The 24,806-nt window shown below is 70.0% G+C and carries 22 protein-coding genes; 9 read left to right on the forward strand and 13 right to left on the reverse strand.

What is annotated here, in order from left to right:
* Positions 1-33 precede the first annotated feature (33 nt).
* On the reverse strand, positions 34-489 hold the full coding sequence (locus CKY28_RS14580) for an acyl-CoA thioesterase (protein ID WP_425442528.1): 456 nt from the start codon (positions 487-489) through the stop codon (positions 34-36).
* A gap of 231 nt (positions 490-720) precedes the next feature.
* A complete protein-coding gene (locus CKY28_RS14585) occupies positions 721-1,929 on the reverse strand; it encodes an LL-diaminopimelate aminotransferase (RefSeq protein ID WP_095999076.1) in 1,209 nt (402 codons plus the stop codon).
* A gap of 322 nt (positions 1,930-2,251) precedes the next feature.
* Here CKY28_RS14585 and CKY28_RS14590 point away from each other — a divergent pair, with 322 nt between their 5' ends.
* From CKY28_RS14590 to clpS, 5 genes are all read left to right on the forward strand, one after another.
* Positions 2,252-3,364, forward strand: a complete 1,113-nt coding sequence (locus tag CKY28_RS14590) for a retroviral-like aspartic protease family protein (RefSeq protein ID WP_095999077.1) — start codon at positions 2,252-2,254, stop codon at positions 3,362-3,364.
* A 263-nt stretch (positions 3,365-3,627) separates the two neighbouring features.
* Positions 3,628-4,311, forward strand: coding sequence for a terminase small subunit-like protein (locus CKY28_RS14595; protein WP_095999078.1), 684 nt, complete (start codon positions 3,628-3,630; stop codon positions 4,309-4,311).
* 35 nt (positions 4,312-4,346) lie between these two features.
* A complete protein-coding gene (locus CKY28_RS14600; RefSeq protein ID WP_095999079.1) occupies positions 4,347-6,086 on the forward strand; it encodes a PHA/PHB synthase family protein in 1,740 nt (579 codons plus the stop codon).
* Positions 6,087-6,363: 277 nt separating this feature from the next.
* Complete coding sequence (locus CKY28_RS14605; RefSeq protein ID WP_095999259.1) at positions 6,364-6,813, forward strand: phasin family protein; 450 nt, start codon at positions 6,364-6,366, stop codon at positions 6,811-6,813.
* A gap of 188 nt (positions 6,814-7,001) precedes the next feature.
* The gene (gene clpS, locus CKY28_RS14610; protein WP_095999080.1) at positions 7,002-7,331 is read left to right on the forward strand and encodes an ATP-dependent Clp protease adapter ClpS; all 330 of its coding nucleotides are present in this window, start codon (positions 7,002-7,004) and stop codon (positions 7,329-7,331) included.
* 94 nt (positions 7,332-7,425) lie between these two features.
* Here the strand turns inward: clpS and CKY28_RS14615 are convergent, their stop codons facing one another.
* Entirely contained in the window at positions 7,426-8,160 is a 735-nt protein-coding gene (locus CKY28_RS14615; RefSeq protein ID WP_176473111.1) for a Crp/Fnr family transcriptional regulator, read from the reverse strand.
* Positions 8,161-8,294: 134 nt separating this feature from the next.
* Between CKY28_RS14615 and murA the strand changes: the two genes are divergently transcribed.
* Positions 8,295-9,578, forward strand: a complete 1,284-nt coding sequence (murA, locus tag CKY28_RS14620; RefSeq protein WP_095999081.1) for a UDP-N-acetylglucosamine 1-carboxyvinyltransferase — start codon at positions 8,295-8,297, stop codon at positions 9,576-9,578.
* Positions 9,579-9,667: 89 nt separating this feature from the next.
* Entirely contained in the window at positions 9,668-9,862 is a 195-nt protein-coding gene (locus CKY28_RS14625) for a hypothetical protein (RefSeq protein ID WP_095999082.1), read from the forward strand.
* Here CKY28_RS14625 and CKY28_RS14630 read toward each other — a convergent pair.
* The 6 genes from CKY28_RS14630 to lgt form a co-directional block, all read right to left on the reverse strand.
* Entirely contained in the window at positions 9,859-11,037 is a 1,179-nt protein-coding gene (locus CKY28_RS14630) for a BaiN/RdsA family NAD(P)/FAD-dependent oxidoreductase (RefSeq protein ID WP_095999083.1), read from the reverse strand. The two genes, CKY28_RS14625 and CKY28_RS14630, sit on opposite strands and share 4 nt — an antisense overlap.
* Positions 11,034-12,368, reverse strand: coding sequence for a cystathionine gamma-synthase family protein (locus CKY28_RS14635; protein WP_095999084.1), 1,335 nt, complete (start codon positions 12,366-12,368; stop codon positions 11,034-11,036). The genes CKY28_RS14630 and CKY28_RS14635 overlap by 4 nt, the downstream gene beginning before the upstream one ends.
* A gap of 229 nt (positions 12,369-12,597) precedes the next feature.
* Positions 12,598-13,350 carry a peptidoglycan editing factor PgeF gene (gene pgeF, locus CKY28_RS14640; protein WP_095999085.1) on the reverse strand — a complete coding sequence of 251 codons (753 nt, stop codon included), beginning with the start codon at positions 13,348-13,350 and terminating at the stop codon, positions 12,598-12,600.
* Positions 13,347-13,859 (reverse strand): GNAT family N-acetyltransferase, encoded by a 513-nt coding sequence (locus CKY28_RS14645; protein ID WP_095999086.1) that lies wholly within the window; start codon positions 13,857-13,859, stop codon positions 13,347-13,349. Before CKY28_RS14645 ends, pgeF begins: the two co-directional genes overlap by 4 nt.
* Positions 13,860-14,028: 169 nt before the next feature.
* Positions 14,029-15,075 (reverse strand): class I SAM-dependent methyltransferase, encoded by a 1,047-nt coding sequence (locus CKY28_RS14650; RefSeq protein WP_245841856.1) that lies wholly within the window; start codon positions 15,073-15,075, stop codon positions 14,029-14,031.
* Positions 15,076-15,183: 108 nt separating this feature from the next.
* Complete coding sequence (gene lgt / locus CKY28_RS14655; protein ID WP_245841857.1) at positions 15,184-16,065, reverse strand: prolipoprotein diacylglyceryl transferase; 882 nt, start codon at positions 16,063-16,065, stop codon at positions 15,184-15,186.
* A gap of 66 nt (positions 16,066-16,131) precedes the next feature.
* Here lgt and CKY28_RS14660 point away from each other — a divergent pair, with 66 nt between their 5' ends.
* The gene (locus CKY28_RS14660) at positions 16,132-17,826 is read left to right on the forward strand and encodes a class I adenylate-forming enzyme family protein (protein ID WP_176473112.1); all 1,695 of its coding nucleotides are present in this window, start codon (positions 16,132-16,134) and stop codon (positions 17,824-17,826) included.
* Here the strand turns inward: CKY28_RS14660 and CKY28_RS14665 are convergent.
* A complete protein-coding gene (locus CKY28_RS14665) occupies positions 17,823-18,347 on the reverse strand; it encodes a hypothetical protein (protein ID WP_095999087.1) in 525 nt (174 codons plus the stop codon). The two genes, CKY28_RS14660 and CKY28_RS14665, sit on opposite strands and share 4 nt — an antisense overlap.
* Before the next feature lie 218 nt (positions 18,348-18,565).
* Here CKY28_RS14665 and CKY28_RS14670 point away from each other — a divergent pair, with 218 nt between their 5' ends.
* Positions 18,566-21,562, forward strand: coding sequence for a TonB-dependent receptor domain-containing protein (locus CKY28_RS14670; protein ID WP_095999088.1), 2,997 nt, complete (start codon positions 18,566-18,568; stop codon positions 21,560-21,562).
* A gap of 61 nt (positions 21,563-21,623) precedes the next feature.
* On the opposite strand, the gene CKY28_RS14675 is transcribed toward CKY28_RS14670, so the two are convergent.
* Genes CKY28_RS14675 through CKY28_RS14685 form a run of 3 tightly spaced genes read right to left on the reverse strand, consistent with a single transcriptional unit; the run spans position 21,624 to position 24,768 of the window.
* Complete coding sequence (locus CKY28_RS14675; RefSeq protein ID WP_095999089.1) at positions 21,624-23,237, reverse strand: choline dehydrogenase; 1,614 nt, start codon at positions 23,235-23,237, stop codon at positions 21,624-21,626.
* Between the two features lie 17 nt (positions 23,238-23,254).
* Positions 23,255-24,223 carry an NADPH:quinone oxidoreductase family protein gene (locus tag CKY28_RS14680; protein WP_095999090.1) on the reverse strand — a complete coding sequence of 323 codons (969 nt, stop codon included), beginning with the start codon at positions 24,221-24,223 and terminating at the stop codon, positions 23,255-23,257.
* Positions 24,220-24,768 (reverse strand): TetR/AcrR family transcriptional regulator, encoded by a 549-nt coding sequence (locus CKY28_RS14685; protein WP_095999091.1) that lies wholly within the window; start codon positions 24,766-24,768, stop codon positions 24,220-24,222. Before CKY28_RS14685 ends, CKY28_RS14680 begins: the two co-directional genes overlap by 4 nt.
* Positions 24,769-24,806 lie beyond the last annotated feature (38 nt).

The raw sequence follows: 24,806 nt of genomic DNA on the forward strand, positions 1-24,806 counted from the left end.
GTCGCTTAGGCTCGGCCCAGCTCCGCTAGGCCGTCACGCAACGCGCTCCGGCTGCCCCGCGATCAGCGCTTCCAAAAACACCCGCACCTCGTCCGCGATCGGCGCGGGCCGGCCCGTCGGCAGGTGCACGTTGACCACCACCAGCTCGATCCGCGCGTGCAGCTCGCCCGTCTCCCCGTGGAGCAGCTCGAACCGCTGCACGAGGCTCGACCCGCCCACCCGCTCCAACCGCACCCAGGCCTCGACGACGTCGCCCCAGGCGAACGGCTTCAGATAGTCCACCTCCGCGCGCCGCACGTGGAACTCGGTCTCGCGCCACGCCTCGCCCAGCGCCACGTCGATCCCCGTCCACTCCCACCATTCGGAAACGGCCGCGTCCGCATATTCCAGGTAGCGCGAGTTAAAGACGACCTTTTGGCCGTCGATCTCGGCGTAGCGGACGCGGAAGCGGGTGGAGAAGGCGAAGCCGGGGCGCATGGGACGGCCCATGCCGGACCGCGCCCCTCGCGGCAACAGGGCCGAAAGGGAACTTCCCGGCGGTTCGCGCGATGTTACCGCAAGGTCGCAGGGAGAGTGATCACAAAGGGCATGGGAGCAACGCCATGTCGCGTCACGTCGCCGATTCGAAGCCTTTGCCGATGACCGGGTTCGTCTACGCCGTGCCGTTCGGCGTCGCGCTCTGGGCGCTGATCATCCTGCCGTTCGTATGAGGCGCGCGCGTCAGCCCGCGCCCCGCGCCGGCGTGTTCACACCCATGCTCTGGAGATAGCGCTTCACGTTGCGCGCCGCCTGGCGCAACCGCTGCTCGTTCTCGACCATGGCGATGCGCACGTAACCTTCGCCGTTCTCGCCGTACCCGACGCCCGGCGCCACCGCGACCTTGGCGTGGGTGAGGAGCTGCTTGGAGAATTCGAGCGACCCCAGATGCGCGAGCGCCGGGGGCAGGGGCGCCCAGGCGAACATCGACGCGCGGGGGCTGGGGATGTCCCACCCGCTCCGGCCGAAGCTCTCCACCAGCACGTCGCGGCGCTTGTGGTAGAGCCGGCGGTTCCGCTCCACGATGTCCTGCGGCCCGTTCAGCGCCGCGCAGGCCGCCGCCTGGATGGGCGTGAACGCGCCGTAATCCAAGTACGACTTCACCCGCGTCATCGCCGCGATGAGCTTGCGGTTGCCGACCGCGAAGCCGATCCGCCACCCCGCCATCGAGTAGGTCTTGGACAGGCTGGTAAACTCGATCGCCACATCCTTGGCGCCGGGCACTTGCAGGATGGAGGGCGTCGGCCGCCCGTCGAAGTACAGCTCCGAATAGGCGAGGTCGGAGATCACCCACACCCCGTTCTCGCGCGCCCAGGCGACCAGCCGCTCGTAGAAGGAGAGGTCCACGGCCTCCGCAGTCGGGTTGGACGGGTAGTTCACCACCAGCACGCTGGGCCGAGGCACCGTGAAGCTCATCGCGCGCTCCAGGCTCTCGAAATAGCGCTCGTCGGGCGTGGTCGGCACCGCGCGGATCGTCGCGCCCGCGATGATGAAGCCGAAGGTGTGGATGGGGTAGGAGGGGTTGGGCGCGAGGATTACGTCGCCGGGCGCGGTGATCGCGGTGGCGAGGCTCGCCAGCCCCTCCTTGGACCCCATGGTGACGACGACCTCCGCCTCCGGATCGACGTCGACGCCGAAGCGGCGGCCGTAATAGTTCGCCTGCGCCCGCCTGAGGCCGGGAATGCCCTTCGACGCCGAATAGCCGTGCGCGTCCGGCTTGGCTGCCACCTCCGTCAGCTTGTCGATGACGTGCGGCGGCGGCGGCAGGTCGGGATTGCCCATGCCGAGGTCGATGATGTCCTCACCCCCCGCCCGCGCCTGCGCGCGCATCGCGTTCACCTCCGCGATGACATAGGGGGGCAAGCGGCGGATGCGGTAGAAGTCGTCGGACATGGGCGGCCTTTCGGGTCGGGGCGACCCTATCAACCAACCGCCATCCCGTCACCCCGGACTTGTTCCGGGGTCCATCGTCGCGCACGCATCCCCGTACAAGGGCGCGCACCGCCCGCGGTCCACCACCCGCAGACGGTTCGCCCGGACAGCGATGGACCCCGGAACGGGGCTCCCAGCAAAGTACTACTTTGCTGGGGTCCCATGTCCGGGGTGACGCAAGAGGGTCGTCAGGGCCGCGGTGATGGGGAGGGGAGCCGAACCGACCGCTCCCCTTCGCGCATACGCCGGTTTAGGTTAGGATCGTCGCCCGGAGAGGAAGGACGTGGCGAAGCGACGCATCCAGCGCATCATGTCAAGCACGACGCGCTCGGGCGCGGTCCGGCGCGTCGCCCCGCTGGCGGCCGCCCTCGCGCTGCTCACGGCGGGCGTCGAGCGCCCGGCGCCGCCCGGCGACCAGCCCCGGCCCACCCCCACCCCCACCTCCCGGATGCCGCCGCTCCCGCCCGCGGTGATCGACGACCAGCTCGCCATTGGCGGCGACGACATCGAGGCGCGTAAGCTCCGCACGCGCATGACGGTGCCGGTCACGGTCAACGGCCGCGGCCCGTTCCGCTTCGTGGTCGACAGCGGCGCCGACACCTCGGTGATCGGCCGCACCGTCGCCCAGGCGCTGGCGCTGCCGGCGGGCACGCCCGTGACGCTGCACGGCATGACGGCCAGCGGTTCCGTCGACCGGGTGCTGGTGGACAGGCTGGGGCTGGGCGGGAGCGGCTTCAGCGACCTGCACCTCCCCGTCCTGCAGGACCGGGACCTGGGCGCGGAGGGCATGCTCGGCATCGACACGCTCGTCGAGCAGCGCCTGATGCTCGACTTCGAGAAGCGCACCATCAGCGTCGAGGACGCGCGCCGGCCGGTGCGGCGCATGGACGGCGACATCGTCGTGGTCGCGCGCCGCCGCCGCGGCCAGCTGATCCTGACGGAGGCGAGCGTCAACGGCAGGCGCGTCGACGCGGTGATCGACACCGGTTCGGAGATCACGATCGGCAACCTGGCGCTGCGCGACCGCCTCCGGCGGCGCTACGCGGACAAGATGGTCAAGGTCGCCGTCACGGGCGTGACGGGCGTCACCGCGGACCTGGAGCTCGTCCGCGTGGCGGAGCTGCGGCTGGGCCCGATCCACCTGCGCGACGTGCTCGTCGCCTTCGCCGACGTGCCGCCGTTCGGCGTGTTCGACCTGCGCGACGAGCCGGCGCTGCTGCTCGGCACCGACCTGATGGAGCAGTTCCGCCGCGTGTCGCTCGACTTCCGCGCGCGCCGGGTGCGTTTCCAGCTGCGGCGATGCGGGACGACCGGCATCGTGCTCAGCACCTCCACCTCCATGTCCGCCGTATCGCGCCTGTCCTCGACGCCCGACGGGAGGGCGTGCCGGCGGTAACGGAAATGCGCTTCGGCGCCCTCCCGTCGCCGTCCTCCTCTCCCCGCCACCGCCATTCCTCTCCCCACTGCCGTCATCCTGAACTCGTTTCAGGATCCAGCGCCGTCCACGCGACTCAGCCTGAGTCTTCCGTACCACCCTGGATGCTGAACCAAGTTCAGCATGACGGCACGAGGGGATAGGCGGATGTCCCTCACCGAATTTTCCCCTGTCCTACAAGGAACCGATCTGGTTTCCTCGCTCTAGATCAGGAGGAGGGGACCATGAACGACCAGACTATCGCCTCGGAGCGCCCGGAGGCTGACGGGACACGCAAGACCCGCCACGACGCGTTCGACGGCAAGCGCAAGCGCGCCTTTCTCGACGCGCTCGGCAAGGGCGGCTGCCTGCGCGACGCCGCCAGGCGGGCGGGCGTGTCGCACCAGACCGTCTACAACCACCAGCGCGCCGACAAGGCGTTCGCCCGGCAATGCGCGCTCGCGCTGGAGATGGCGGCGACCGACATCGAGCTCGAGGCCTGGGAGCGCGCGGTCAAGGGCGAGGAGGTGCCGATCGTCTATCGCGGCGAGGTCGTCGGCACGCGGCTGAGGCGGTCGGACAGGATGCTGCAGTTCCTGCTGCGCGCGGCCAAGCCGAAGAAGTACGGCGTCAACGCCGGCTTCACCCGCAAGCGCCTCACCAAGCTGGAGCGCAACACCATCGAGCGCGAGGTGCGCGCAGATTGGGCGGCGAAGAACCGCGCGACGGCGGAGGAGACGGATCGCGCGATCCTGAAAAAGCTCGCGGCGATGGATCGCCACAAGACGCCCCAGCGGCTCGCCCAGGGTTGGACCAAGCTCGACGACGGACAGTGGGTCCCACCGGGTTGGGTGCGTGCGGACACCGCGGTCGGCGCTGCGCTGCGCTGGTCCGACGACGGGGCTGAGCAGAAAGGCGTTTCCGTGTAAAAGACGTCAAAGTCGCGACCCACCCGAGAGGACACATGGCCGAAGCCGATCCGACGCAGCCCGCCCTGCCCACGCTGGAGGACCTGCAGCACTGGACCTGGATCATGGGTCGCGCGCAGCAGATGATGATGGAGGCGGGGCTCCAGGCCGCCGGCACGTCGGGGCTGCCCGTCATACCCGGCGTCAACGATCCCGCGACGCTGGAGCGGGCGGGGGAGTTCTGGCGCGACAGCCTGGCGCTGTGGCAGCGGGCGCTCGACCCGAGCGCCGCCGCGCCCGAGCCGGCCCTCACCGCCACTGAACTCACTGGGCGCGACAAACGCTTCAAGGCCCCGCAATGGCAGGAGCCGATGTGGGACTGGGTGCGCCGCTCCTACGAGCTGATGGCGGGAGCCCTGCTCGCGCAGGTCGACGCGATGGCGGACCTCGATCCCAAGCGCCGCGAGCAGCTGCGCTTCGCCGCGCGCGGCTTCGTCGACGCGATGAGCCCGGCGAACTTCGCGTTCACCAATCCCCAGGTCATCCAGCGCGCGGTCGAGACCAAGGGCGAGAGCCTGCTCAAAGGCCTGCGGAACATGCTCGCCGACATGAGCCGCGGGCAGCTGACGCACACGGACGCGGGTGCGTTCGAGGTCGGCCGCAACCTCGCCACTACGCCCGGCAAGGTAGTCAAGCGCACGCCGCTCTACGAGCTGATCCAGTACTCGCCCACGACCGAGAAGGTGCTGGAGACCCCGCTCGTCATCTTCCCGCCCTGGATCAACCGCTTCTACATCCTCGACCTGACGCCGGAGAAGAGCTTCATCCGCTGGGCGGTCGGGCAGGGGCTCACCGTGTTCATGGTGTCGTGGAAATCCGCCGACGCCACCATGCGCGACGTGAAGTGGGACGATTACGTGCTCGCCCAGGCCGACGCGGTCGACACGGTGCGCGAGCTGCTCGGCGTCCTGTCCGTCCACGCCATCGGCTACTGCGTCGCGGGCACCACGCTCGCCGCGACGCTCGCCTACCTGACCGCACGCGGGGAGGCGGAGAAGGTCGCCAGCGCCACCTTCTTCACCGCGCAGGTGGATTTCAGCCGCGCGGGCGAGCTCACCCATTTCATCGACGACGACCAGCTCCAGATGATCGGCGCGCTGTCGCCCGAAGGCTATCTCGACGGCCGCTACATGGCGGCGACGTTCAACCTGCTCCGCGGCCGCGACCTCATCTGGAACTACGTCACCAACAACTATCTGCTGGGCGAGGACTACCCGCCCTTCGACCTGCTCCATTGGAACGGCGACACGACCAACCTGCCCGCGAACTGGCATCTGAGCTACCTGCGCGACCTCTACCGCGACAACCTGCTCGTCGAGCCCGGCCGGCTGTCGGTTGCGGGCGTCCCGCTCGACCTCACCACCGTCGCGACGCCTACCTACGTCCAGGCGGGCCGCGAGGACCATATCGCGCCCGCCGAGAGCGTGTGGAAGCTGACCCACCTGTTTCAGGGCCCGCTCCGCTTCGTGCTGGCCGGCTCCGGCCACATCGCCGGCGTCGTCAACCCGCCCGCCGCGGGCAAATACCAGTACTGGACCAACGACGCGCGCGTCCGGACGCTCGACGAGTTCGTCGCGGGCGCGACGGAGACCAAGGGCAGCTGGTGGCCCGACTGGATCACCTGGATCCGCGACCGTGGCGCGGACGAGGTTGACGCGACCGGCGCGCGTGTACCGGGGGAGGGCTCCGCTCCCGCGCTGACCGACGCACCCGGGGAGTATGTCCGCCAGCGCTGATTGTGCACTGCACAAAAACGCTTGACGCGAACGTAAACCGCTCTATGTTGCAGCGCAGCAAAGGAGCGACACGTTGGCGACGGACAACTTCGAGGAAGTCAGGGCTGCGATCAGATCCAAGCGCGCCCGCGCGCCCAAACCCGTCGCGCCCGTGCCCGTTCCCATCGAGGCAGACATAGCCGCCGTTACTTTGATCGAGGCGTCGGCTCCCGAGCCCGTCGTCATCCCCGAACCGACCGCCGCGGCACCGGCGGAACCCATCCAAGAGGAACCCGTAATGGCCACCACCGCCGAGACCGTCACCGAGACCAACACCGCCACCGGCGCGAAGATCTTCGCCGACATGAACGATCGCGCCAAGGGCGCCATGGAGCGCGGCACCAAGCTGTTCGACGAGGCCAACGGCTTCACCAAGGGCAACATTGAGGCGCTGGTCGAGTCCGGCCGCATCGCCGCCAAGGGCTTCGAGGCGATGGGCCAGGAAGCCGTCGACTACGCCCGCCGCTCGTTCGAGACGATGACCTCCAACATGCGCGCCCTGGCCTCGGCCAAGTCGCCGACCGAGTTCGCGCGCCTCCAGGCCGACTTCGCCCGCGCCGCCTTCGACCAGGCCGTCGCCGAGACCTCGCGCTCGACCGAGGCGATGCTCAAGCTCGCCGGCGAGATCGTGCAGCCGATCTCCAACCGCGTCGCCGTCGTGGCCGACCGCGTGAAGACGGCCGCGTAAGGCCTCGCCCGGCCGGCGTCGGCCCAAGCCGACGTTCGACGACGCGGGACTGGCTCCCGCGTCGGGCCCTACACGAGAGAAAGGGCGGTAACCTGTGCGGTCGCCGCCCTTTTTTCGTTACCCGCACCCCTTGCCCGGCACGGGGGCGCTGTCTTATTTCCGCAACCATGCGAGAGCTTGCCACCACCATGGCCGAACGGCGCGATACGGGCGACGACGAGGGCACCGGTCTCGGCATCGCCACCAAGACGCGGTCCAAGACCAAGAAGCCCACGCCCTACCGCGTGCTCATGCTCAACGACGACTACACGCCCATGGAGTTCGTCGTCCTCTGCCTCCAGCGCTTCTTCCGCATGAACATGGAGGAGGCGACCCGCGTTATGCTCCACGTGCATCAGAAGGGCGTGGGCGTGTGCGGCGTCTTCTCCTACGAGGTCGCCGAGACCAAGGTCGGCCAGGTGATCGACTTCGCCCGGGCGAACCAGCACCCGCTGCAATGTACGCTGGAGAAGGCCTGAGCTAGCGGAGCTAGCTGAGGACTCTTCTCCAACGCGGCCGGCGGGACCTAGCCCCGTCCGACGACGCGGCTTTGCCGCGGTGCTTAGTCTAACCCTACCGCGCCGCCGGCAGCCAGCTCAGATCGATCCCGCTGAACCGGTCGGTATAGTTCGCCATCCGCGCGAGCGCCCCTTCGTTCAGGAACGTCACCCGCCCCGCCTCGCGCGATAGAAGACCGTCGTCCTCCAGCTGCCGCAACATGCGGTTGACGTGCACCGCGGTCAGCCCCGTCGCGTCGCCGATCTCCTCCTGCGTCAGCCCCAGCGTGAACGTGCCGTCTATGCCCTTGTCGAGCACGCGCATCCGGTTGCGGATCTCCAGCAGCAGCGCCGCCACGCGCCCCTTGGCGGATGTGCGGCCCAGCGCCGCCAGCCGGTCGGTGAGCGCCACGCGCTCCATCTGATTGACCGCCATGATGATCGCGGCGAGCCGCGGATGCTCGGTGACGATGCCCGTCATCTCCGCCCGGTCGAACGGGCAGACCACGGTGTCGGTCAGCGCCACCACCGTCTCCGGCGAGCGGCGATAGACCAGTCCCGACACGGCGAGCATGTCGCCGGGGAAGTGGAAGCGCAGGATCTGCCGGCTGCCGTCGTCCAAGAGGACGTAGCTCATCAGCATGCCGCGCTTCAGCACGTAGAGCTCGCCCGCGCCCTCGTTCTCCCGCACCAGCACCGCGCCGCGGCGGAGCTGGCGCTGGCGCACCTCGAGGCGCTCGAGCGAGCGATGCTCCGCTTCGGTCAAAGGTGTGAGGTCGCCGAGGCGCTCGGCGAAGCAACTACCGCCCACTTGTAAGATCCAATCCCCCCGTTCCGGACCCTCCCCTACGCAAGGGATTGAGCGCGCCGCATTAAAATCGATCAAGGGTCGTTACGCGTCCGCCGGTGTTTGCAAGCCGCGGCGCGCGCGATAGGGGGCATGCGATGGATCGCATCATCATCCGCGGCGGCAAGCGGCTCGAGGGCCGGCTGCCCATCTCCGGCGCCAAGAACGCGGCGCTCACCCTCATGCCCTGCGCGCTCCTGACCGACGAGCCGCTGGTGCTGCGCAACCTGCCGCGCTTGGCGGACGTGGACGGGTTCGGCCACCTCCTCAACCAGCTCGGCGCGTCGACCAAGCTGGAGGGAACCAGGCCCGGCGATTTCGGCCGCGTCATGACAATCCGCGCAGGGAGCCTCACCTCGACCGAGGCGCCCTACGACATCGTGCGCAAGATGCGCGCGTCGATCCTGGTGCTGGGCCCCACGCTCGCGCGGGCGGGGCAAGCGCGCGTGTCGCTGCCGGGCGGCTGCGCGATCGGCAACCGGCCCATCGACCTGCACCTGAAGGCGCTGGAGGCGATCGGCGCGGAGCTGGAGACGGCGGCGGGCTACGTCACCGCGCGTGCGCCCGGCGGCAGACTGTCGGGCGGGCGCTACCGCTTCCCCGTCGTGTCGGTGGGCGCCACGGAGAACGTCGTCATGGCCGCCGTCACCGCCACGGGCACGAGCGTCATCGAGAACGCCGCGCGCGAGCCGGAGATCGTCGACCTGTGTCGCTGCCTCCAGGCGATGGGCGCGCGCATCGAGGGCGTCGGCACCGAGCGGCTGGAGATCGAGGGCGTCGACCGGCTGCACGGCGCGACCTACGCCGTCATGCCCGACCGGATCGAGGCGGGCTCCTACGCCTGCGCGGCCGCGGTCACGGGCGGCGACGTCCTGCTCGTCGGTGCGAAAGCGGACGAGATGCGCGCGACCCTGTCCGCGCTGCGTGAGGCGGGTGTGGTCGTTGAAGAGGAGCGCGACGGCGTCCGCGTCCGCGCCGACGGCCGACTCCGACCGGTCAACCTCACCACCGCGCCCTATCCGGGCTTCGCGACCGACATGCAGGCGCAGTTCATGGCGATGCTCTGCATGGCCGACGGCGCGAGCGTGCTCGAGGAGACGATCTTCGAGAACCGCTACATGCACGTCCCCGAGCTCGGCCGCATGGGCGCCGACATCCGTGTACGCGGCCGCACCGCCGTGGTGCACGGCGTGGGCAAGCTGACGGGCACGCAGGTCATGGCGACCGACCTCCGCGCGTCCATGAGCCTCATCATCGCCGGCCTCGTCGCGGACGGCGAAACGCAGGTGAACCGCGTCTACCACCTCGACCGCGGCTACGAGCGGCTGGAGGAGAAGCTCCAAGCCGTCGGCGCCGACATCGAGCGCGCCGGGGACGGCTGACCCGCTCGGTGGCGATCGGAGCTCCGATATGCTATGCGAGTCCGGCTTTCCGACGGACTGAACCGTCGCGAGCGATAGGAAGCTGGCCCATGGTCAAGCCGCAGGACAGGCCCGCCAAGGTGGAGCGGGTCGACGACGAAGTGCTCATCGACGGCCCGGACGGCATGACCGCTTCGCTGACCCCCGAAGCCGCGCTGGAGACGGCGCAGCGCCTGGAGGACAAGGCGAAAGAGGCGATGGGCGCGCGTTCGGGCGGCGAGCCCGAGAGGTCCGCGGCCGACTAGGTCCCGGCGATCGCCCGGCCCGCGGCCCAGCCGCTCGCCCACGCCCATTGAAAGTTGTAGCCGCCGAGCCATCCGGTGACGTCCACCGCCTCGCCGACCGCGTAGAGGCCGGGCATGCGACGCGCCTCCATCGTCTTGGACGAGAGGTCGGCGGTGCTGATCCCGCCGACGGTCACCTCGGCCTTGGCGAAGCCTTCGGTGCCGTTGGGGCGGAAGCGCCAGTCGGCCAGTCGCCGCTCCGCCTGCGTGAGCGCGGCGTCGCGCTGCCGGCCGAGCTCGCCGTCTAGCGCCAGCCGCTCGGCAATTGCCGCGGCGAGGCGGTCGGGAAGGGGCAAGGCGGACTTGAGCGTCGCGCGCGGACGGGCGCGCTTGGCCTCGAGCAGCCACCCCGCGGGCTGGTCGGGCAGGAAGTCGACGCCGATCTCCTCCCCGTGCCGCCAATAGCTCGACACTTGGAGGATGGCCGGTCCGGACAGGCCGCGATGCGTGAACAGCGCGGCCTCGGCAAACGTGGCTCGGCCTGCACGAGCGACGACGGGCGTGGCGACGCCCGACAGCTCGCGGAATAGCGCCTCGTCCTGCGGCAGCGTCAGTGGGACGAGCGCGGGGCGTGGCTCCACCACCTTGAGGCCGAAGCGGCGGGCGAGGTCGTAGGCGAAGCCGGTCGCGCCGAGCTTGGGGATGGACGGTCCGCCGGTGGCGATCACCAGCGCGGGCGCACTCGCGGCGCGGTCGCCGTGCGCGACGGTGAACCGGCCGTCGGTGTGGGTGACGTCGCGGACGGGGCTGTCGAGCCGGATCGCGACCTCGCCCGCCTCGCACTCGGCGAGCAGCATCGCGACGATCTGGCGCGCCGAGCCGTCGCAGAACAGCTGGCCCAGCGTCTTCTCGTGCCAGGCGATGCGGTGCTTATCGACCAGCGCGATGAAGTCGGACGCGCCGTAGCGGCCTAGCGCCGACTTGGCGAAGTGCGGGTTGGCCGAAAGGTACCGATCGGCGGCGGTATGGAGGTTGGTGAAGTTGCACCGCCCGCCGCCGGAGATCAGGATCTTCTTGCCGGGCGCGTCCGCGTGGTCGACGATGAGCACGCGTTTCCCGAGCTGACCTGCGGTGAAGGCGCACATGAGCCCCGCACCGCCGGCACCCAGGACAATGGCGTCGAACGGCTCGGTCAGACGGCCGCCAGCGCCTGCTCGAAGTCGGCGATGAGGTCGTCGGCGTCCTCCACGCCGATCGAGATGCGCACGAGATTGTCGGTGATGCCGAGCGCCTGCTTGCGCGCGTCGGGGACGGACAGGTGCGTCATGCCGGCCGGGTGCGAGGCCAGCGTCTCCGTGCCGCCGAGCGACACGGCGAGCTTGGCGATCTTGAGGCTGTCGAGGAAGCGGAACGCCTCTGCCTCGCCGCCCTTCAGGTAGAGCGAAAAGGTCGAGCCGGCACCGGTGCAGTGGCGATGGTAGATGTCCGCTTGGCGCGCGTCCGTCCCGCGCTCCAGGAAGCCGAGATAGCCGACACGGTCGACCTTATCGTGCGCCGCCAAGAACTCGCACACCTTGGCCGCGTTCTCGCCCGCGCGCGACATGCGCAGCTCCAACGTCTCCAGGCTGCGCAGCAGCATCCAGGCGGTGTTGGGATCGGTGATGGTGCCGATCGTATTCCGCATCGAGCGGATGGTGTTGATGTGCTCCTTCGAGCCGAGCACGCCGCCCGCGACCAGGTCCGAATGACCGCCCGCGTACTTGGTGAGCGAGTAGACCACGAGATCCGCGCCGTGCTTCAGCGGCTGATGCCAGAGCGGGCCCAGGAACGTGTTGTCGATCGCGATCGGCGGCTTGGTGCCGTTCTTGAAGATCGCGTCGCGGCTGGCGGCGACCGCCTCCACGTCGACCAGCGCGTTGGTCGGGTTGGCGGGGCTCTCGAGATAGATCAGCGCGACGTTACCACTCGCCGCCTTGGACAGCACGGCGTCGATCTCCTCGCGCGTGGCGCCCGCGGGGAAGTCGAGCCAATGGACGCCGAAGCGGCCCAGGATGCGCGCGATCAGCGTTTCGGTCGCGGCGTAGAGCGGACCGGAGTGGACGATCGTGTCGCCGGGCTTGACCATCGACAGGAACAGCGTCGCGATGGCGGACATGCCCGACGAGAAGGCGAGCGCGTCCTCCGCCTCCTCCCACACGGCCAGGCGATCCTCCAGAATTTCTTGGTTGGGGCCGTTGAAGCGGGAATAGACCAGCCCCTCCGCGCCGCCGGGGCGCTTGCCCGTCACGCCCTCGAAGTGCCGCTTGCCCGACGCCGCATCGGGAAAAACGAAGGTGGAGGTGAGGAAAATGGGCGGCTTGAGCGAACCTTCCGACAGCATCGGGTCGTAGCCGTGGCCCATCATCAGCGTGGCCGGCTTGAGCTTGCGGCCGCCTATCTCGCTGACTTCCGGCTTCGGTTTGCCCCGCACCGCGTCGGCGGGAACGCCGGACATGTCGGCTTCGGTTTCATTCGGCGTATCGGTCATCCGGGCTCTCCTTGGGTCGCGCGGTTAGGCCCGTCCCGCCGGGGTGTCCACCCGCGGCGAGTTCCGCCCGGTCGCGCGGAAGTACACTAAAGTACACGCTAACGACGCCGGCCATATCGCGAGTGATTAGCAATAGCGCGCAACCGAGAGCCGGGAAGGAATGGGTGAGTCTACGATGAGAAACAGGGAAGCGGGACGCTATGCAAGCGGGCGGTTGTAGGACAGCCCCTCAGAGCGCGATCAGCGCGATCTGGCGGCCATAGCCCGGCTCGCCGCGATGCGTCGCGCGGCGGAAGCTGAAGAAGCGGGCCTCGTCGGCGTAGGTATCGAGGCCGAGCGCCTCCACATGGCGCACGTCCGCCGCGCCCAGACGATGCGCGACATAGCCCTCCAGGTCGAACTGATGATGGCCGGGGCGGCCGTCGGAGAAGAAGCGCGCGTTCGCCTCGTCGTCGGCGGCGAAGGTCGCGCGGAATGCGTCGTCGACCTCGTAGCTGCGCTTGGCGATGCACGGCCCGATCGCGGCGTGGATGCGCGCGCGGTCGGCGCCGAGCGCCTCCATCGCGTCGAGTGTCGCATCGGTGACGCCGGCGAGCGCGCCTTTCCAGCCCGCGTGCGCGGCCCCGACGACGCCCGCGTCGAGGTCGGCGAAGAGCACGGGGACGCAGTCGGCGGTGAGCACGCCGAGCGCGAGGCCGGGCCGGTCAGTGACGAGCGCGTCGCCCTCCGGCCGCTCGCGTAGCGGCTCGGTGACGGTAACAACGGTCGCGGAGTGGATCTGGTAGCAGGTGTTAAGCGACGCGCCCGGCGCCACCGCTTCGACGGCGCGGCGGCGGTTGGTCGCGACCGCTTCGGGCAGGTCGGGGGAGCCAAGGCCGACGTTGAGCTCGGCGTATGAACCGGTCGACACGCCGCCGCGGCGGCCTAGAAAGCCGTGCGGCACGCCTTCCAACATGCGGGAGCGAACGACTTCGACGATCATAGCTTGAGCCTCATCACGTGGTCCTCGTCGACATGGCCGCCGACCTGGAAATCGTAGCGCCCGACGCGCTCGAAGCCGTAGCGCGCGTAGAAGGCCTGCGCGCGATGGTTGTCGACGAAGACGGACAGATAGAGGTCCGCGGCCCCACCCGCACGGGCGCGGGCGAGGACCCAGTCCATGAGCGCGCGCGCCAGGCCGGTGCCGTGGAAGGGGGCTAGGACATAGAACTGGCGCAACTCGATCGACGGTCCGCGCGGCTCGAAAGGAAGCGAGGGCGGGCCGAGCTTAGCGTAGGCGACGAGTTCCGCGCCCGTGTCGGCGACGCGGACGGCAAAGGCGGGATCGGCGAGTTCAACGGCCCAGCGCTCGGGCGTGTGGTTCTGGAGGAACGCGGCCAGGTCCTCCGGCCGGTAGAGATGACCGAAGGTCTCGGTGAAGGTGCGGCGCGCGAGCGCGGCCAGCGCGGGTACGTCGGCGGGTACGGCGTCGCGGAGGGTGGGGAGGGTCATCGGTTCACCCTACCTCGTCACCCCGGACTTGTTCCGGGGTCCATTGTTGTCCAGGCGAACTGTCCGTGGATGGCGGACGGCGGGCGGTGCGCATCCTTGTACGGGAATCCGCGCACGACGATGGACCCCGGAACAAGTCCAGGGTGACGGTGGGTGATTGGGGCGGACGTCATCTGAACCCCGCCGGCGCGGGCCAGCTGCGGTTCGTGACCGCGAGTACCCGGAACAGCTCGCCCATCGCCTCGACCAGGCGGTTGCGGGCGGTCTCGATCTCCTCCGTCCGAAGCGGCGCGGCGCGTGACAGGGCGGCGGCGCGGGCGTCGATGCCGAGCGCGCGCAGGAACGCGCCCTGGCCGACGGGACCCCAGGCGGCTGCGCCCTCGGCCTGCGCCGCGGCGGCGAGCGTGGCGAAGTCGACATGGGCGGTCAGGTCCTGCTCGCCCGGGCTCTCGAATGGGTTGGCGTAGGCGTGGCCGCGTACCGCCTGTAACGTGTCGCCGACCGCCAGGCCTTCATAACCATAATCGATCGCGAGCAGCGCGCCGCCCTGCGCGGCGATGCGGCTTGCAAGAGCGCGTATGATTGCGACGGAGGCGGGCGATGTTTCGATGATCGCGCCGGGATCGGCGTCGCGCAGCGGCTCGGGCACGATCTCCTCCGGCACGCGCGGGCCGGCGATCGGCAGGAACAGCGTGTCCTGGCACGCCACGAGGCGCTCGTGCCAAACGCCTACGCCGCGCACGAGCTGGCGGACGGGGAGCGCGTCGAAGAACTCGTTGGCGAGGACGAGCAGCGGGCGGTCGACTGGCAGTGTGTCAACGGTCTCGTGCCACATTGCGTGCGGTACGCGCGCCTTCTGCGCCTCGCGCAATGTCGGGCTGGTCTCGACGAGATGGACGGGCGCAGCGAAGCCCGCCTTGGCCGCGGCGCGGAGCGCGTCGGCGGAGAGCGTGCCGCGGCCGGGACCTAGCTCGACCCAGACGGCGTCCAACCGGCCTGCGCGGTCCCACAGGTCGGCTGCCCAAAGGCCGAGGAGCTCCCCGAACATTTGGCTGATCTCGGGCGAGGTGGTGAAGTCGCCGCCTGCGCCCAGCGGGTCACGCGTGGCGTAGTAGTGCGCGTTGGCGGCGGCCATAAACTGGCTGACCGGGATCGGCCCGGCGAGCGCGATGGCACGCGCTAGGCGTTCAGGGAGGTGGGGGTCGGATTGGTCCATCACGTTTTCCGCTCCAGGCCCGCCGCGGGCAAAGCCCGCGTCGTCAGACGGGCTGCGCCCGCTGGCCGGGCTTGCCGGCGTGGCGCGGCGCGGCCGCGTTCTCGCCGGCTACGCCACGCTCTCCGTGCCGGCAATGGGCTCGACACGCTCGCGGCGGTGCTTCGCGGTAAGGACGAGGTAGAGCCCGCCCAGGATCATGGGCACGCACAGCCACTGCCCCATGTGCAGGCCCGTCGCCTCCGCAAACTCCCGCAGGTGGCTGTCGGGCTCGCGGAAGAACTCGACCACGAAGCGGGCGAGGCCGTAGCCGAGCAGGAACAGGCCGACGAGCTTGCCCGGCTCGTAACGCGCCTTGGTGCGCCAGAAGGCGAACCACAGGATCGCGAAGAGGAGGATGCCTTCAAGACCCGCCTCGTAGAGCTGGCTCGGGTGGCGCGCCGGCTCGGGGACGCCGAAGGGAACGGTGCGGTCGAACACGATCGCCCAGGGCACGTCTGCGGGCTTGCCCCAGAGCTCGCCGTTCACGAAGTTCGCCAACCGCCCGAAGAACAGGCCGAAGGGGACGCAGCACGCGACATAGTCGTGGACGCGCAGCCAGTTGAGCCCGTGGTTGCGCGCGAACAGCATGATGCCCAGCGAGGTGCCGATCACGCCGCCGTGGAACGACATGCCGCCGTCCCACAGCCGCAGCACGCGCAACGGGTTGGCGAACATGTCGGGCGCGTAGAACAGCACGTAACCGAGCCGGCCGCCGAGGATGATGCCGAGGGTCGCGTAGAAGACTAGGTCGTCGGCGTGGCGCCTGGCCATGGGCGCAGCCGGCTCACGCAGCAGGCGGAGCAGGTACCACCAGCCGATCACGATGCCCGCGATGTACGCCAGGCTGTACCAGCGCAGGCTGAAGCCGCCGACGGTGAATACATCGGGACGCAGCGGGAGATCGCTGAAGCGGATGTGGCCGGCGGTGCTGGCCAGGGTTTCTAGGATCAAGGTCTTTTCCCCTCTGGTCGCGGGCTGCATAAAGATGGTCGAGAACAAACCCAAGCGGAGAGAGGGATGCCGACCGAACTTGACCGCATGATGGATGCGGGGCTCGAGCAGCTGACGGGCCAGGGCGGGCCGGCGATGACCGCCACGGTCGAGCGGGACGGCCTGACGCTGCCGGTGATCGCCACCGCGCCGCCGACGCTGCCCGCGTACATGCGGCACTTCTGCGCGCAGCACGGTGATCTGACCTTTCTCGTCGCGGGGGAGGAGCGGTTGAGCTTCGCGCAGATGCTGGAACAAGGCGAGGCGGTCGCGCGGGCGCTGGTCTCGCGGGGCGTCCGCAAGGGCGATCGGGTGGGCATCGCGATGCGTAATTCGCCGAGCTGGATCGCGCTGTACATGGGCGCGGTGATGGCGGGCGGCGTCGCCACGCTGCTCAACGGCTGGTGGCAGTCCCACGAGTTCGCGCACGCGGTCGCGGACGTGGAATGTTCGCTGATCCTCGCCGATCCACCGCGCGCCAAGCGCCTGGCGGCGATCGACGGGCTTAAGCCACCGGTGCTGGTGATTGACGATGCGTTACCGCTCGCCCAGGCGCTCGCGCCTTTGTTGGGCGAGGGTGGGCAGGTCCCGTTCCCCGACATCGGACCGGACGACCACGCCACCATCCTGTTCACCTCCGGCTCGACGGGGCAATCGAAGGGTGCGCTGTCGGATCATCGCGCGGTGGTGCAGGCGACGTTCAACTACCTGGCCCAAGCGCTGGTGATGCTCGGCATCGCGACCAGGATGGGCACGCCGCCCCAGGGTCAGCCGGCGACGCTCCTCAACCTGCCGCTGTTCCACGTCACCGCCGAGGTGCCGATGTTCCTTCAGAGCTTCGCCATGGGCAGGAAGCTCGTGCTCATGCCGAAGTGGGACGCGGAGGAGGCGATGCGGCTGATCGAGAGGGAGCGCGTCACCTACTTCGTCGGCGTGCCGCTGATGAGCTTCGAGATCCTCAACCACCCGAAGCGCGGTGCTTACGACCTGTCCTCCGTCACCGACTTCGCCGCGGGCGGCGCGCCGCGGCCGGTTGAGCACGTCAAGCGCATCAACGACGAGATGGGCGGCGGAGCGCCCCTGATCGGTTACGGCCTCACCGAGACGAACGGCGTGGGCACGGGCAACTGGCGGTCCAATTATCTGGAGAAGCCGGCCTCGGCGGGCAGGCCGTCGCTGCCGCTCGTCGACCTCGCGATCAAGGACCCGACCGGCCGGACGCTCGGCGCTAACGAGCGCGGCGAGGTGTGCATCCGCTCGGTGTGCAACTTCCGCGAATACTGGAACAACCCGGAAGCGACGCGCGCCGCCTTCACCGCCGACCGCTATTTCCGGACCGGCGACATCGGCTATCTCGACGAGGACGGTTACCTGTTCATCGTCGACCGTTTGAAGGACATTATCATCCGCGGCGGCGAGAACATCAGCTGCCAGGAGGTCGAGGCCGCGCTCTACGAGCACCATGAGGTTGCGGAGGCGGCGGTCTTCTCGCTCCCCGACGGGAGGCTCGGCGAGATACCGGGCGCGGTGGTCGAGCCGCAGCCCGGCCACGCGCTGTCCGAGGAGGGCCTGCGCGAGTTCCTGAAGGCGCGGCTCGCGGCGTTCAAGGTGCCCGCGCGCATCTGGATCGTCTCCGACCCATTACCCCGATTGGGGACGGAGAAGATCGACAAGGTGGGGCTGAAGGCGACCTACCGCGCGGTGTACGCGGCGGAGGGCTAGCGCAGGCGCTTCACCAGGAAGCTCCGGCCGCCCTCCACCTGGGCTCGGTAGCCGCCCAGCGCGGCGGTGCGGATCGTGATGGACTTGCCCGCCCTGGGGTCGAAGCTGCTCGGCTCGACCGATTGCCACGACGTGCCGTCGGCGAGCTGAAGGTTCCAGCGGCCGTGATCGCGCGCCGGCTCGACGGTGCGGACCGTGGAGGTCAGCTCGCGCACCTCGGGCGCTCGGCCGCCCGTCGCCGCGGCCAGGGCGTTGTCGGCGCTGCCGGGCAGACCGAACCGGCGGCGCTGCTCGGCCGCCAGCCGCTCGCGGTCGACCACCAGCACCTCGTCGCGAACCTTGGCGACGGCGACGCCGTCCGCCAGCCGCTCGAAACAGGCGAGCCGCTCCGGCGCGCCGGGCACGGCGCGGCAGCGCGCCAGGTCGTCCAGGAGGCGCGCGCCCGAGCCCTCGCGCTGTGCGGAGGCTGTCGCGGGCAGGAGAAGGAGCAGCAGGACGCAGCACGGCGACGAACGGAACATGGGTCACTCCAACGGGTGGGAAGCCGGACTTGTAGTATGAATGGCCGATCCGGCCTGTATCGAATTTGCAACAGTGGAATACGAAACGACGCCGGCCTGTCCGGAATCGTCACACCGGCATTGCGGCACGGTCGTTTTGTTCCTTTAGTCGCGCCCAGAGCCGGGCCAGCCCGGCCGCGAACAGTGACGGCGTCGGCCGTTCAAGGGGGTATGACCAGATGATGACCCGTATCCGCGCGCGCTTGTTGGCGTCCGCGCTTCTCGCCGGTGGCGCCGCGTTCGCGACCCCGGCGCTCGCCCAGGTGGCGCCGCAGGAGGCCGTGAACGACGGCAACGCCGACATCGTCGACCAGACTGACGCCGCGCAGACGGCGGCCGAAGACGTGGTCGTCACCGGCTCGCGCATCGCGCGTCCCGACCTGGAGCTGTCGAGCCCCGTGACCGTGGTCGGCGCGGAGGAGATCGCGCTGCGCGCGCCCGCGTCCGTGGAGCAGGTGCTGCGTCAGCTTCCCGGCGTCGCGCCCGGCATCAATCCGGCCGTCAACAACGGTGCCAACGGCGTCGCCTCCTTCAATTTCCGCAATCTCGGCACCAACCGCAACCTGGTCCTGCTGAACTCGCGGCGCGTGGTTCCCTCCACGATCGCCGGCGTGGTCGACTTGAACGTCATCCCCGTGGCGCTGATCGAGCGGTCGGACCTGCTGACGGGCGGCGCCGTGACCAACTACGGCGCGGACGCGATCGCGGGCGTGATCAACTTCATCACCCGCCGCGATTTCTCCGGGTTCGAAGCCAACGCCCTCTACGGCGTGACGGAGCGCGGGGACGGCCAGAGCTTCCGCCTCGACCTGACCACGGGCGCGAACTTCGACGACGGCCGCGGCAACGTGGTGCTGGGCGTCAGCTACACCGACACGCGCCCCGTGCTGCAGGGTAACCGCGACATCGGCACCGTGTCGCGCGCCTCGACCTTCGCCGGTACGACGTCACCCGCGCGCGGCACGCCGCAGGGCTCCAACACCGCCGTGCCGGCGTCCGTGTTCTTCCCGATCCAGAACTCGCGCTTCGATCCGGCGTCCGGCACGATCGTCGCCGGGCTGTCGGACTACAACTTCAACCCGCTCAACTACTTCCAGACGCCGCTCGACCGCTGGAGCGTTTACGGCTCGGGCCATTATGAGATCACGAGCGGCGTCGAGGCGTTCACCGAAGCGCTGTTCACCCGCTCGACCGTGGTGCAGAACCTGGCGCCCACCGGCACGTTCACCGAGCAGTTCCAGGTTCCGCTCAACAACCAGTTCCTCACGCCGGCCCAGCGGACGCAGCTCTGCGCCGCCGCCAACGTTCCCAACGCCGCCGGCGTGTTCCCGCTCGGCGCGGCCTGCCCGGCCGCGATCGCCGCGGGCACGGAGATCACCGGCATCTTCGCCCGCCGCTTCGTCGAGTCCGGCCCGCGCGTCGGCACGTTCCGGACCAACCTGTTCCAGGTGACCGCGGGCTTCCGCGGCTCGATCACCGAGTCGCTGAACTGGGAGGTCTTCGGCCAGTACGGCGAGGCCGAGCGCCGCTCCGTCAACACCAACACGGCGCTGCGCAGCCGCGTGCAGCAGGCGCTGCGCGGCTGCCCGACGGGCTCCACCGCGGGCTGCGTGCCGATCAACATCTTCGGCGCGGAAGGAACGCTGAGCCAAGCGTCGCTCGCCTTCGTGGGCGTTCCGACGACGCAGACCACCAACACGGAGTTCGCGGACGCGCAGGCGATCATCAGCGGCGACCTGGGCTTCTCCAGCCCGCTCGCCGACTCGCCGATCGGCATCGCGGTCGGCGCCGAATACCGCCGCAACGCCGCCAGCCAGCTGGGCGACCTGCCGAACCAGATCCCGGGCGAGATCCTGGGCGCGGGCGGCGCGTTCCTGACCATCGACGGCGAGATCGAGTCGACCGAGTTCTTCGGCGAGCTCAACGCGCCGCTGATCACCGACCGGCCGTTCTTCCACGACCTGACGCTGGAGGCCGGCGTCCGCTACTCCGACTTCAGCACCACGGGCGGCAACACCACCTACAAGGTGGGCGGCAGCTGGTCGCCGATCGAGGCGGTCAAGTTCCGCGGCCTGTACACGCGCGCCGTCCGCTCGCCGAACGTCTCCGAGCTGTTCTCGCCGGTGAACACCGTGCTGAACAACCTCGCGGTGGATCCCTGCCAGGGCACGGTGGCGCAGGTCCAGGCGCGGGGCGCGAACAACGTCGCGCTCTGCACGGAGCAGCTCAACCGGGTCGGCCTCCCCGCATCGGCGCTGGGCAGCATTCCGGCGCCGATCGCCGGCCAGATCAACGTCACCAGCGACGGCAACGAGAACCTCGATCCGGAGCGGGCGACCACGATCACGGCGGGCGTCGTGCTGCAGCCGCGCAGCATCATCCCCGGCCTGTCGATCACGGCGGATTGGTACCGCATCCGCGTGCGCGGCGCGATCACCACGCCGACCGTGGGCGACATCCTGAACGGCTGCTTCAGCCAGGCGAGCCCGGCCGACACGCGTTGCCAATTGATCTTCCGCAACCCGCTCACCGGCGGACTCAGCGGTTCGGCGGCGACGACCCAGGGCGTGTTCCTGCTCACCAGCAACCAGGGCTTCCTGGAGACGGAGGGCGTCGACTTCAACCTGTCGTACACGCGTGACTTCGGCGCGGTCCGCTTCAGCGGCTTCGTGAACGGCAACTATACCGACAAGAGCCGGTTCCAGTCGAACCCGAACTCGTTCATCCGCGAGTGCACCGGCTTCTACAGCGTGTCGTGCGACCCGCCGCAGCCGGAGTTCTCGCTCAACGCCCGCGCGACGCTCGGCTTCGAGGGTGTGGACGTGTCGCTCCTGTGGCGTCACATCAGCGAGCTCGAGTACGAGCCGCGCACCGGGGCGAACGCCACCACGCAGCCGGCGGCGGGCACGGTGGGCAGCTTCGGCTCGTCCAACCCGGCGAGCGTCGTCGAGAGCTACCGTCAGATCGACGAGTTCAACTATTTCGACCTGAACATCGGGTTCGACCTGACGGACGCGCTCCGGCTCAACTTCCTGGTCGAGAACCTGCTCGACAAGGACCCGCCGGAGGTGGGCAACACGATCGGTTCGACCTCGTTCAACAGCGGCAACACCTACCCGTCGGTCTACGACGCGCTGGGCCGCCGCTTCACCGCGAGCGCGCGCCTGCGCTTCTGACGCGCGGCTGAGGTTCGGAGAGGAGAGGGGCGGCGGCCGCGAGGCCGACCGCCCCCTTTCTTTACGCCGCCGCCCTGGTCGTCGCGCGGCCGCGGATCAGGTCCGCCGCCTTTTCGGCGATCATGATGGTCGGCGCGTTGGTGTTGCCGCTGACCAGCGCCGGCATGACGGACGCGTCGATCACGCGCAGGCCGTCGAGCCCGCGGACACGCAAGGTCGGGTCGACCACCGCGCGCGTGTCGTCCGCGAGCCCCATGCGGCAGGTGCCGACGGGGTGGTAGATCGTCTCGGCGTTGGCGCGGACCCAGGCGTCGACCTGCTCGTCGGTCCGGACGTCCGCGCCGGGGGCGAGCTCGTCGCCGCGATAGGGGTCGAGCGCGGATTGGGCGACGACCTCGCGGCCGATCTTCACCGCTTCACGTAACACGCGTCGGTCCTCGGGCGTGGACAGGTAGTTCGCCTGGATCCTGGGGTCGGCGAACGGGTCGGCGGAGTGGAGGCCGATCACGCCTCGGCTCTCCGGGCGGAGCTGGCAGAGGTGGAGCGAGAAGCCGTCCTCCGTCGCCTTGACCTTGCCGTGGTCGCGCATGATCGCGAGCACGGCGTGGATCTGGATGTCGGGCCGCGACAGGCCGGGCCGCGAGGGGAGGAACGCCCCGGACTCGAGATATTGCCGGCGGCCGAGCCCTTGGCCGCGGAGCAGGTAGTTGAGCCCGACGGCGAGCTGACGGAGGCCGCGCGTCGCCGAGTAGGCGGTCCGCAGGTCGCGGCTGCGCCAGTTCATGGTGACGTCGAGATGGTCCTGCAGGTTCTCGCCGACGCCGGGCAGGTCGTGGACGGGCTGGACGCCGGCCGCGCGGAGCATATCCGCCGGCCCGATACCGGAGAGGTGGAGGATGTGCGGCGACTGCACCGCGCCCGCCGCGAGCAGCACCTCGGCGTCGGCGTGCGCGACCTCGCGCCGGCGGCCGCGCGCGTACTCGACGCCGACCGCGCGGCCGCGTTCGAGGAGGATGCGCGTGGTGCGCGCGTCGGTGACGACCGTCAGGTTGGGGCGGTTCAGGGCGGGCCGGAGATACGCCTCGGCGGCGCTCCAGCGGCGGCCGTCGGAGATGGTGAGGTCGTAGCGCCCGAACCCCTCGCATGACCTGCCGTTGAAGTCGTCGCAGCGCGGATAGCCCGCTTGGGCGCCCGCCTCGATCAGCGCGTCGTCGAACGGGCTCGCGCCCTCGCCCGCGGAGATGTGGAGCGGACCCTCGGCGCCGTGATGCTCGCCCCCGCGGTGGTGGCGTTCCAGGCGGTGGAAATAGGGGCGGACGTCGTCCCAGCCCCAGCCGGTCAGCCCCATCTGCCGCCACTCGTCATAGTCGAGCGGGTGGCCGCGCATGTAGATCATGCCGTTGATCGCCGACGAGCCGCCCAGCCCACGCCCACGCGGCCACCAGAGGCGGCGGCCGTCGAGGTGCAGCTCGGGCTCGGTCCAGAAGCCCCAGTTGTGCTTGCTCTTCTGCTTGATGAGCTCGCCCACGCCGGCGGGCATGCGGACGAGGACCGAGTCGTTCTTGCCGCCGGCCTCCAGGAGGAGGACGCGGACGGCGGGGTCCTCGGAGAGGCGCGCGGCGAGGACGCAGCCGGCGGAGCCCGCGCCGATGATGATGTGGTCGTAGCGGGTCATGCGCCTCTCCTGGGTGCTTATGGCGTAAGGACGAGTTTGCCGACGTGCTCGCTCCGCGCCATCGCGTCGAAGGCGGCGCGCCAGTCGGCGAGTTCGTAGGCGGCGTGGACGCGCGGTCGGATGCGGCCCTCAGCCGCGAGCGAACATATCGCGTCCAGGTTCTCGGCCCCGCGCTCGGGGAAGCGGCGGCCGTACTCGCCCGCGCGGACGCCGATGACCGAGAAGCCTTTGATGAGCGGGACGTTGGTCGGCACGGTCGCGATGCGGCCGCTCGTGAAGCCGACGACGAGCAGCCGGCCGCCGAAATCGATGCAGCGGGTGGATTCGTCGAACACGTCGCCGCCGACGGGATCGAACACCAGGTCCGCGCCGCCGCCCGTCAGCTTCTTGACCGCGTCGCGGAAGCCGGCGGCGGGCATGGTGGCGTGGGGCTGGTGTTCGGACGCGATCACCTCGAGCTTGGCGGGCGAGCGCGAGGTGGCGATGACGCGGCCGCCGAGCGCTTGCGCCAGGTCCACCGCCGCGAGCCCGACGCCGCCGGTCGCGCCGTGGACGAGCACCCACTCGTCCGCCTGCAACCGCCCGAGGCGCACGAGCGCGACATAGGCGGTGAGGTAGGCTGCGCCGAGCGCGGCGGCGGTGGCGTCGTCGGTGCCGGGCGGGATCGGGCGCGCGGCGGCGGCGTCGACCGCGACGAGGTCGGCGAAGGCGCCGAGCCGCGTGCCGGCCGCGACGCGGTCGCCCGGGCGGAACGCGCCGTCCGCATCCGCTTCGACCACCTCGCCCGCCATCTCCATGCCGAGGGTGAAGGGGAGGTCGGGCTTCAGCTGGTACGCGCCGCGCGTCATCAGCAGGTCGGGGTAGTTGAGCGACGCCGCGCGCACGCGGACGAGGAGCTGACCGGGGCGGCGTTGCGGCTCGGGAACCTCGTCGAGCGACACGCCCGACAGGTCGTCCGAGAGCGCGGAGACCCGCAGCGCCCTCATGGCCGGCAGAGCAGGTCGAGCATGCCGTCGACGAAGCCCTCGCGTAAGCTCGGCGCGTGGATGCGGCTGAGGCCGACGGCGACCAAGGCGTAGGCGCGCAAGCCCGCCTCGCGTTCCGGGAAGCCCGCTTGGCGCAGGCAGTCCGCGAGGAAGCCGAGCACGACCTCGTCGTGGCGGTCGACGGCGGCCTTGGCGCGGGCGTCGCTTTCGCCCCAGGCGCGCATGGCGAGGCTGAGGCGCGCGAGGTCGTTGCGGACCACCAGCGCGGAAAGGAGACGGATGCGGCCCACCGGATCGCGCTCGGCGCGCGACACGGCGGCGAGTAGGTCGGTGATCTGCTGGTCGGCGAAATAGCCCGCGAGCCGGCCCTGGTACGCGTCGAAGTCGGGGAAGTGGTGATAGAAGCTGCCCGTGGAGACGCGGAGCTCGTCGGCCAGGGGGCGGAGCTTGAGCGCCTTCAAACCGCCGCGCTTGAGCAGCGCCTGGCCCGCTTCCAGCCAATCGCGGGGCGTCAGGTCGCGGGTGATCGGCTGGGCGGTCGCCATAACGGAAGTTACGCGCGGTTCGGCGGGCGCGTAAAGGG

It is taken from the genome of Sphingomonas lenta, from assembly GCF_002288825.1.
Lineage (GTDB): Bacteria > Pseudomonadota > Alphaproteobacteria > Sphingomonadales > Sphingomonadaceae > Sphingomonas > Sphingomonas lenta.

What these genes read in the sequence shown, in the direction of transcription:
- CKY28_RS14580 (WP_425442528.1), bottom strand. Translation starts at nt 489, where the DNA reads ATGGGCCGTCCCATGCGCCCCGGCTTCGCCTTCTCCACCCGCTTCCGC.
- CKY28_RS14585 (WP_095999076.1), bottom strand. Translation starts at nt 1,929, where the DNA reads ATGTCCGACGACTTCTACCGCATCCGCCGCTTGCCCCCCTATGTCATC.
- CKY28_RS14595 (WP_095999078.1), top strand. Translation starts at nt 3,628, where the DNA reads ATGAACGACCAGACTATCGCCTCGGAGCGCCCGGAGGCTGACGGGACA.
- CKY28_RS14600 (WP_095999079.1), top strand. Translation starts at nt 4,347, where the DNA reads ATGGCCGAAGCCGATCCGACGCAGCCCGCCCTGCCCACGCTGGAGGAC.
- CKY28_RS14605 (WP_095999259.1), top strand. Translation starts at nt 6,364, where the DNA reads ATGGCCACCACCGCCGAGACCGTCACCGAGACCAACACCGCCACCGGC.
- clpS (WP_095999080.1), top strand. Translation starts at nt 7,002, where the DNA reads ATGGCCGAACGGCGCGATACGGGCGACGACGAGGGCACCGGTCTCGGC.
- murA (WP_095999081.1), top strand. Translation starts at nt 8,295, where the DNA reads ATGGATCGCATCATCATCCGCGGCGGCAAGCGGCTCGAGGGCCGGCTG.
- CKY28_RS14625 (WP_095999082.1), top strand. Translation starts at nt 9,668, where the DNA reads ATGGTCAAGCCGCAGGACAGGCCCGCCAAGGTGGAGCGGGTCGACGAC.
- CKY28_RS14635 (WP_095999084.1), bottom strand. Translation starts at nt 12,368, where the DNA reads ATGACCGATACGCCGAATGAAACCGAAGCCGACATGTCCGGCGTTCCC.
- pgeF (WP_095999085.1), bottom strand. Translation starts at nt 13,350, where the DNA reads ATGATCGTCGAAGTCGTTCGCTCCCGCATGTTGGAAGGCGTGCCGCAC.
- CKY28_RS14645 (WP_095999086.1), bottom strand. Translation starts at nt 13,859, where the DNA reads ATGACCCTCCCCACCCTCCGCGACGCCGTACCCGCCGACGTACCCGCG.
- CKY28_RS14650 (WP_245841856.1), bottom strand. Translation starts at nt 15,075, where the DNA reads ATGGACCAATCCGACCCCCACCTCCCTGAACGCCTAGCGCGTGCCATC.
- CKY28_RS14660 (WP_176473112.1), top strand. Translation starts at nt 16,132, where the DNA reads ATGCCGACCGAACTTGACCGCATGATGGATGCGGGGCTCGAGCAGCTG.
- CKY28_RS14665 (WP_095999087.1), bottom strand. Translation starts at nt 18,347, where the DNA reads ATGTTCCGTTCGTCGCCGTGCTGCGTCCTGCTGCTCCTTCTCCTGCCC.
- CKY28_RS14670 (WP_095999088.1), top strand. Translation starts at nt 18,566, where the DNA reads ATGATGACCCGTATCCGCGCGCGCTTGTTGGCGTCCGCGCTTCTCGCC.
- CKY28_RS14675 (WP_095999089.1), bottom strand. Translation starts at nt 23,237, where the DNA reads ATGACCCGCTACGACCACATCATCATCGGCGCGGGCTCCGCCGGCTGC.
- CKY28_RS14680 (WP_095999090.1), bottom strand. Translation starts at nt 24,223, where the DNA reads ATGAGGGCGCTGCGGGTCTCCGCGCTCTCGGACGACCTGTCGGGCGTG.
- CKY28_RS14685 (WP_095999091.1), bottom strand. Translation starts at nt 24,768, where the DNA reads ATGGCGACCGCCCAGCCGATCACCCGCGACCTGACGCCCCGCGATTGG.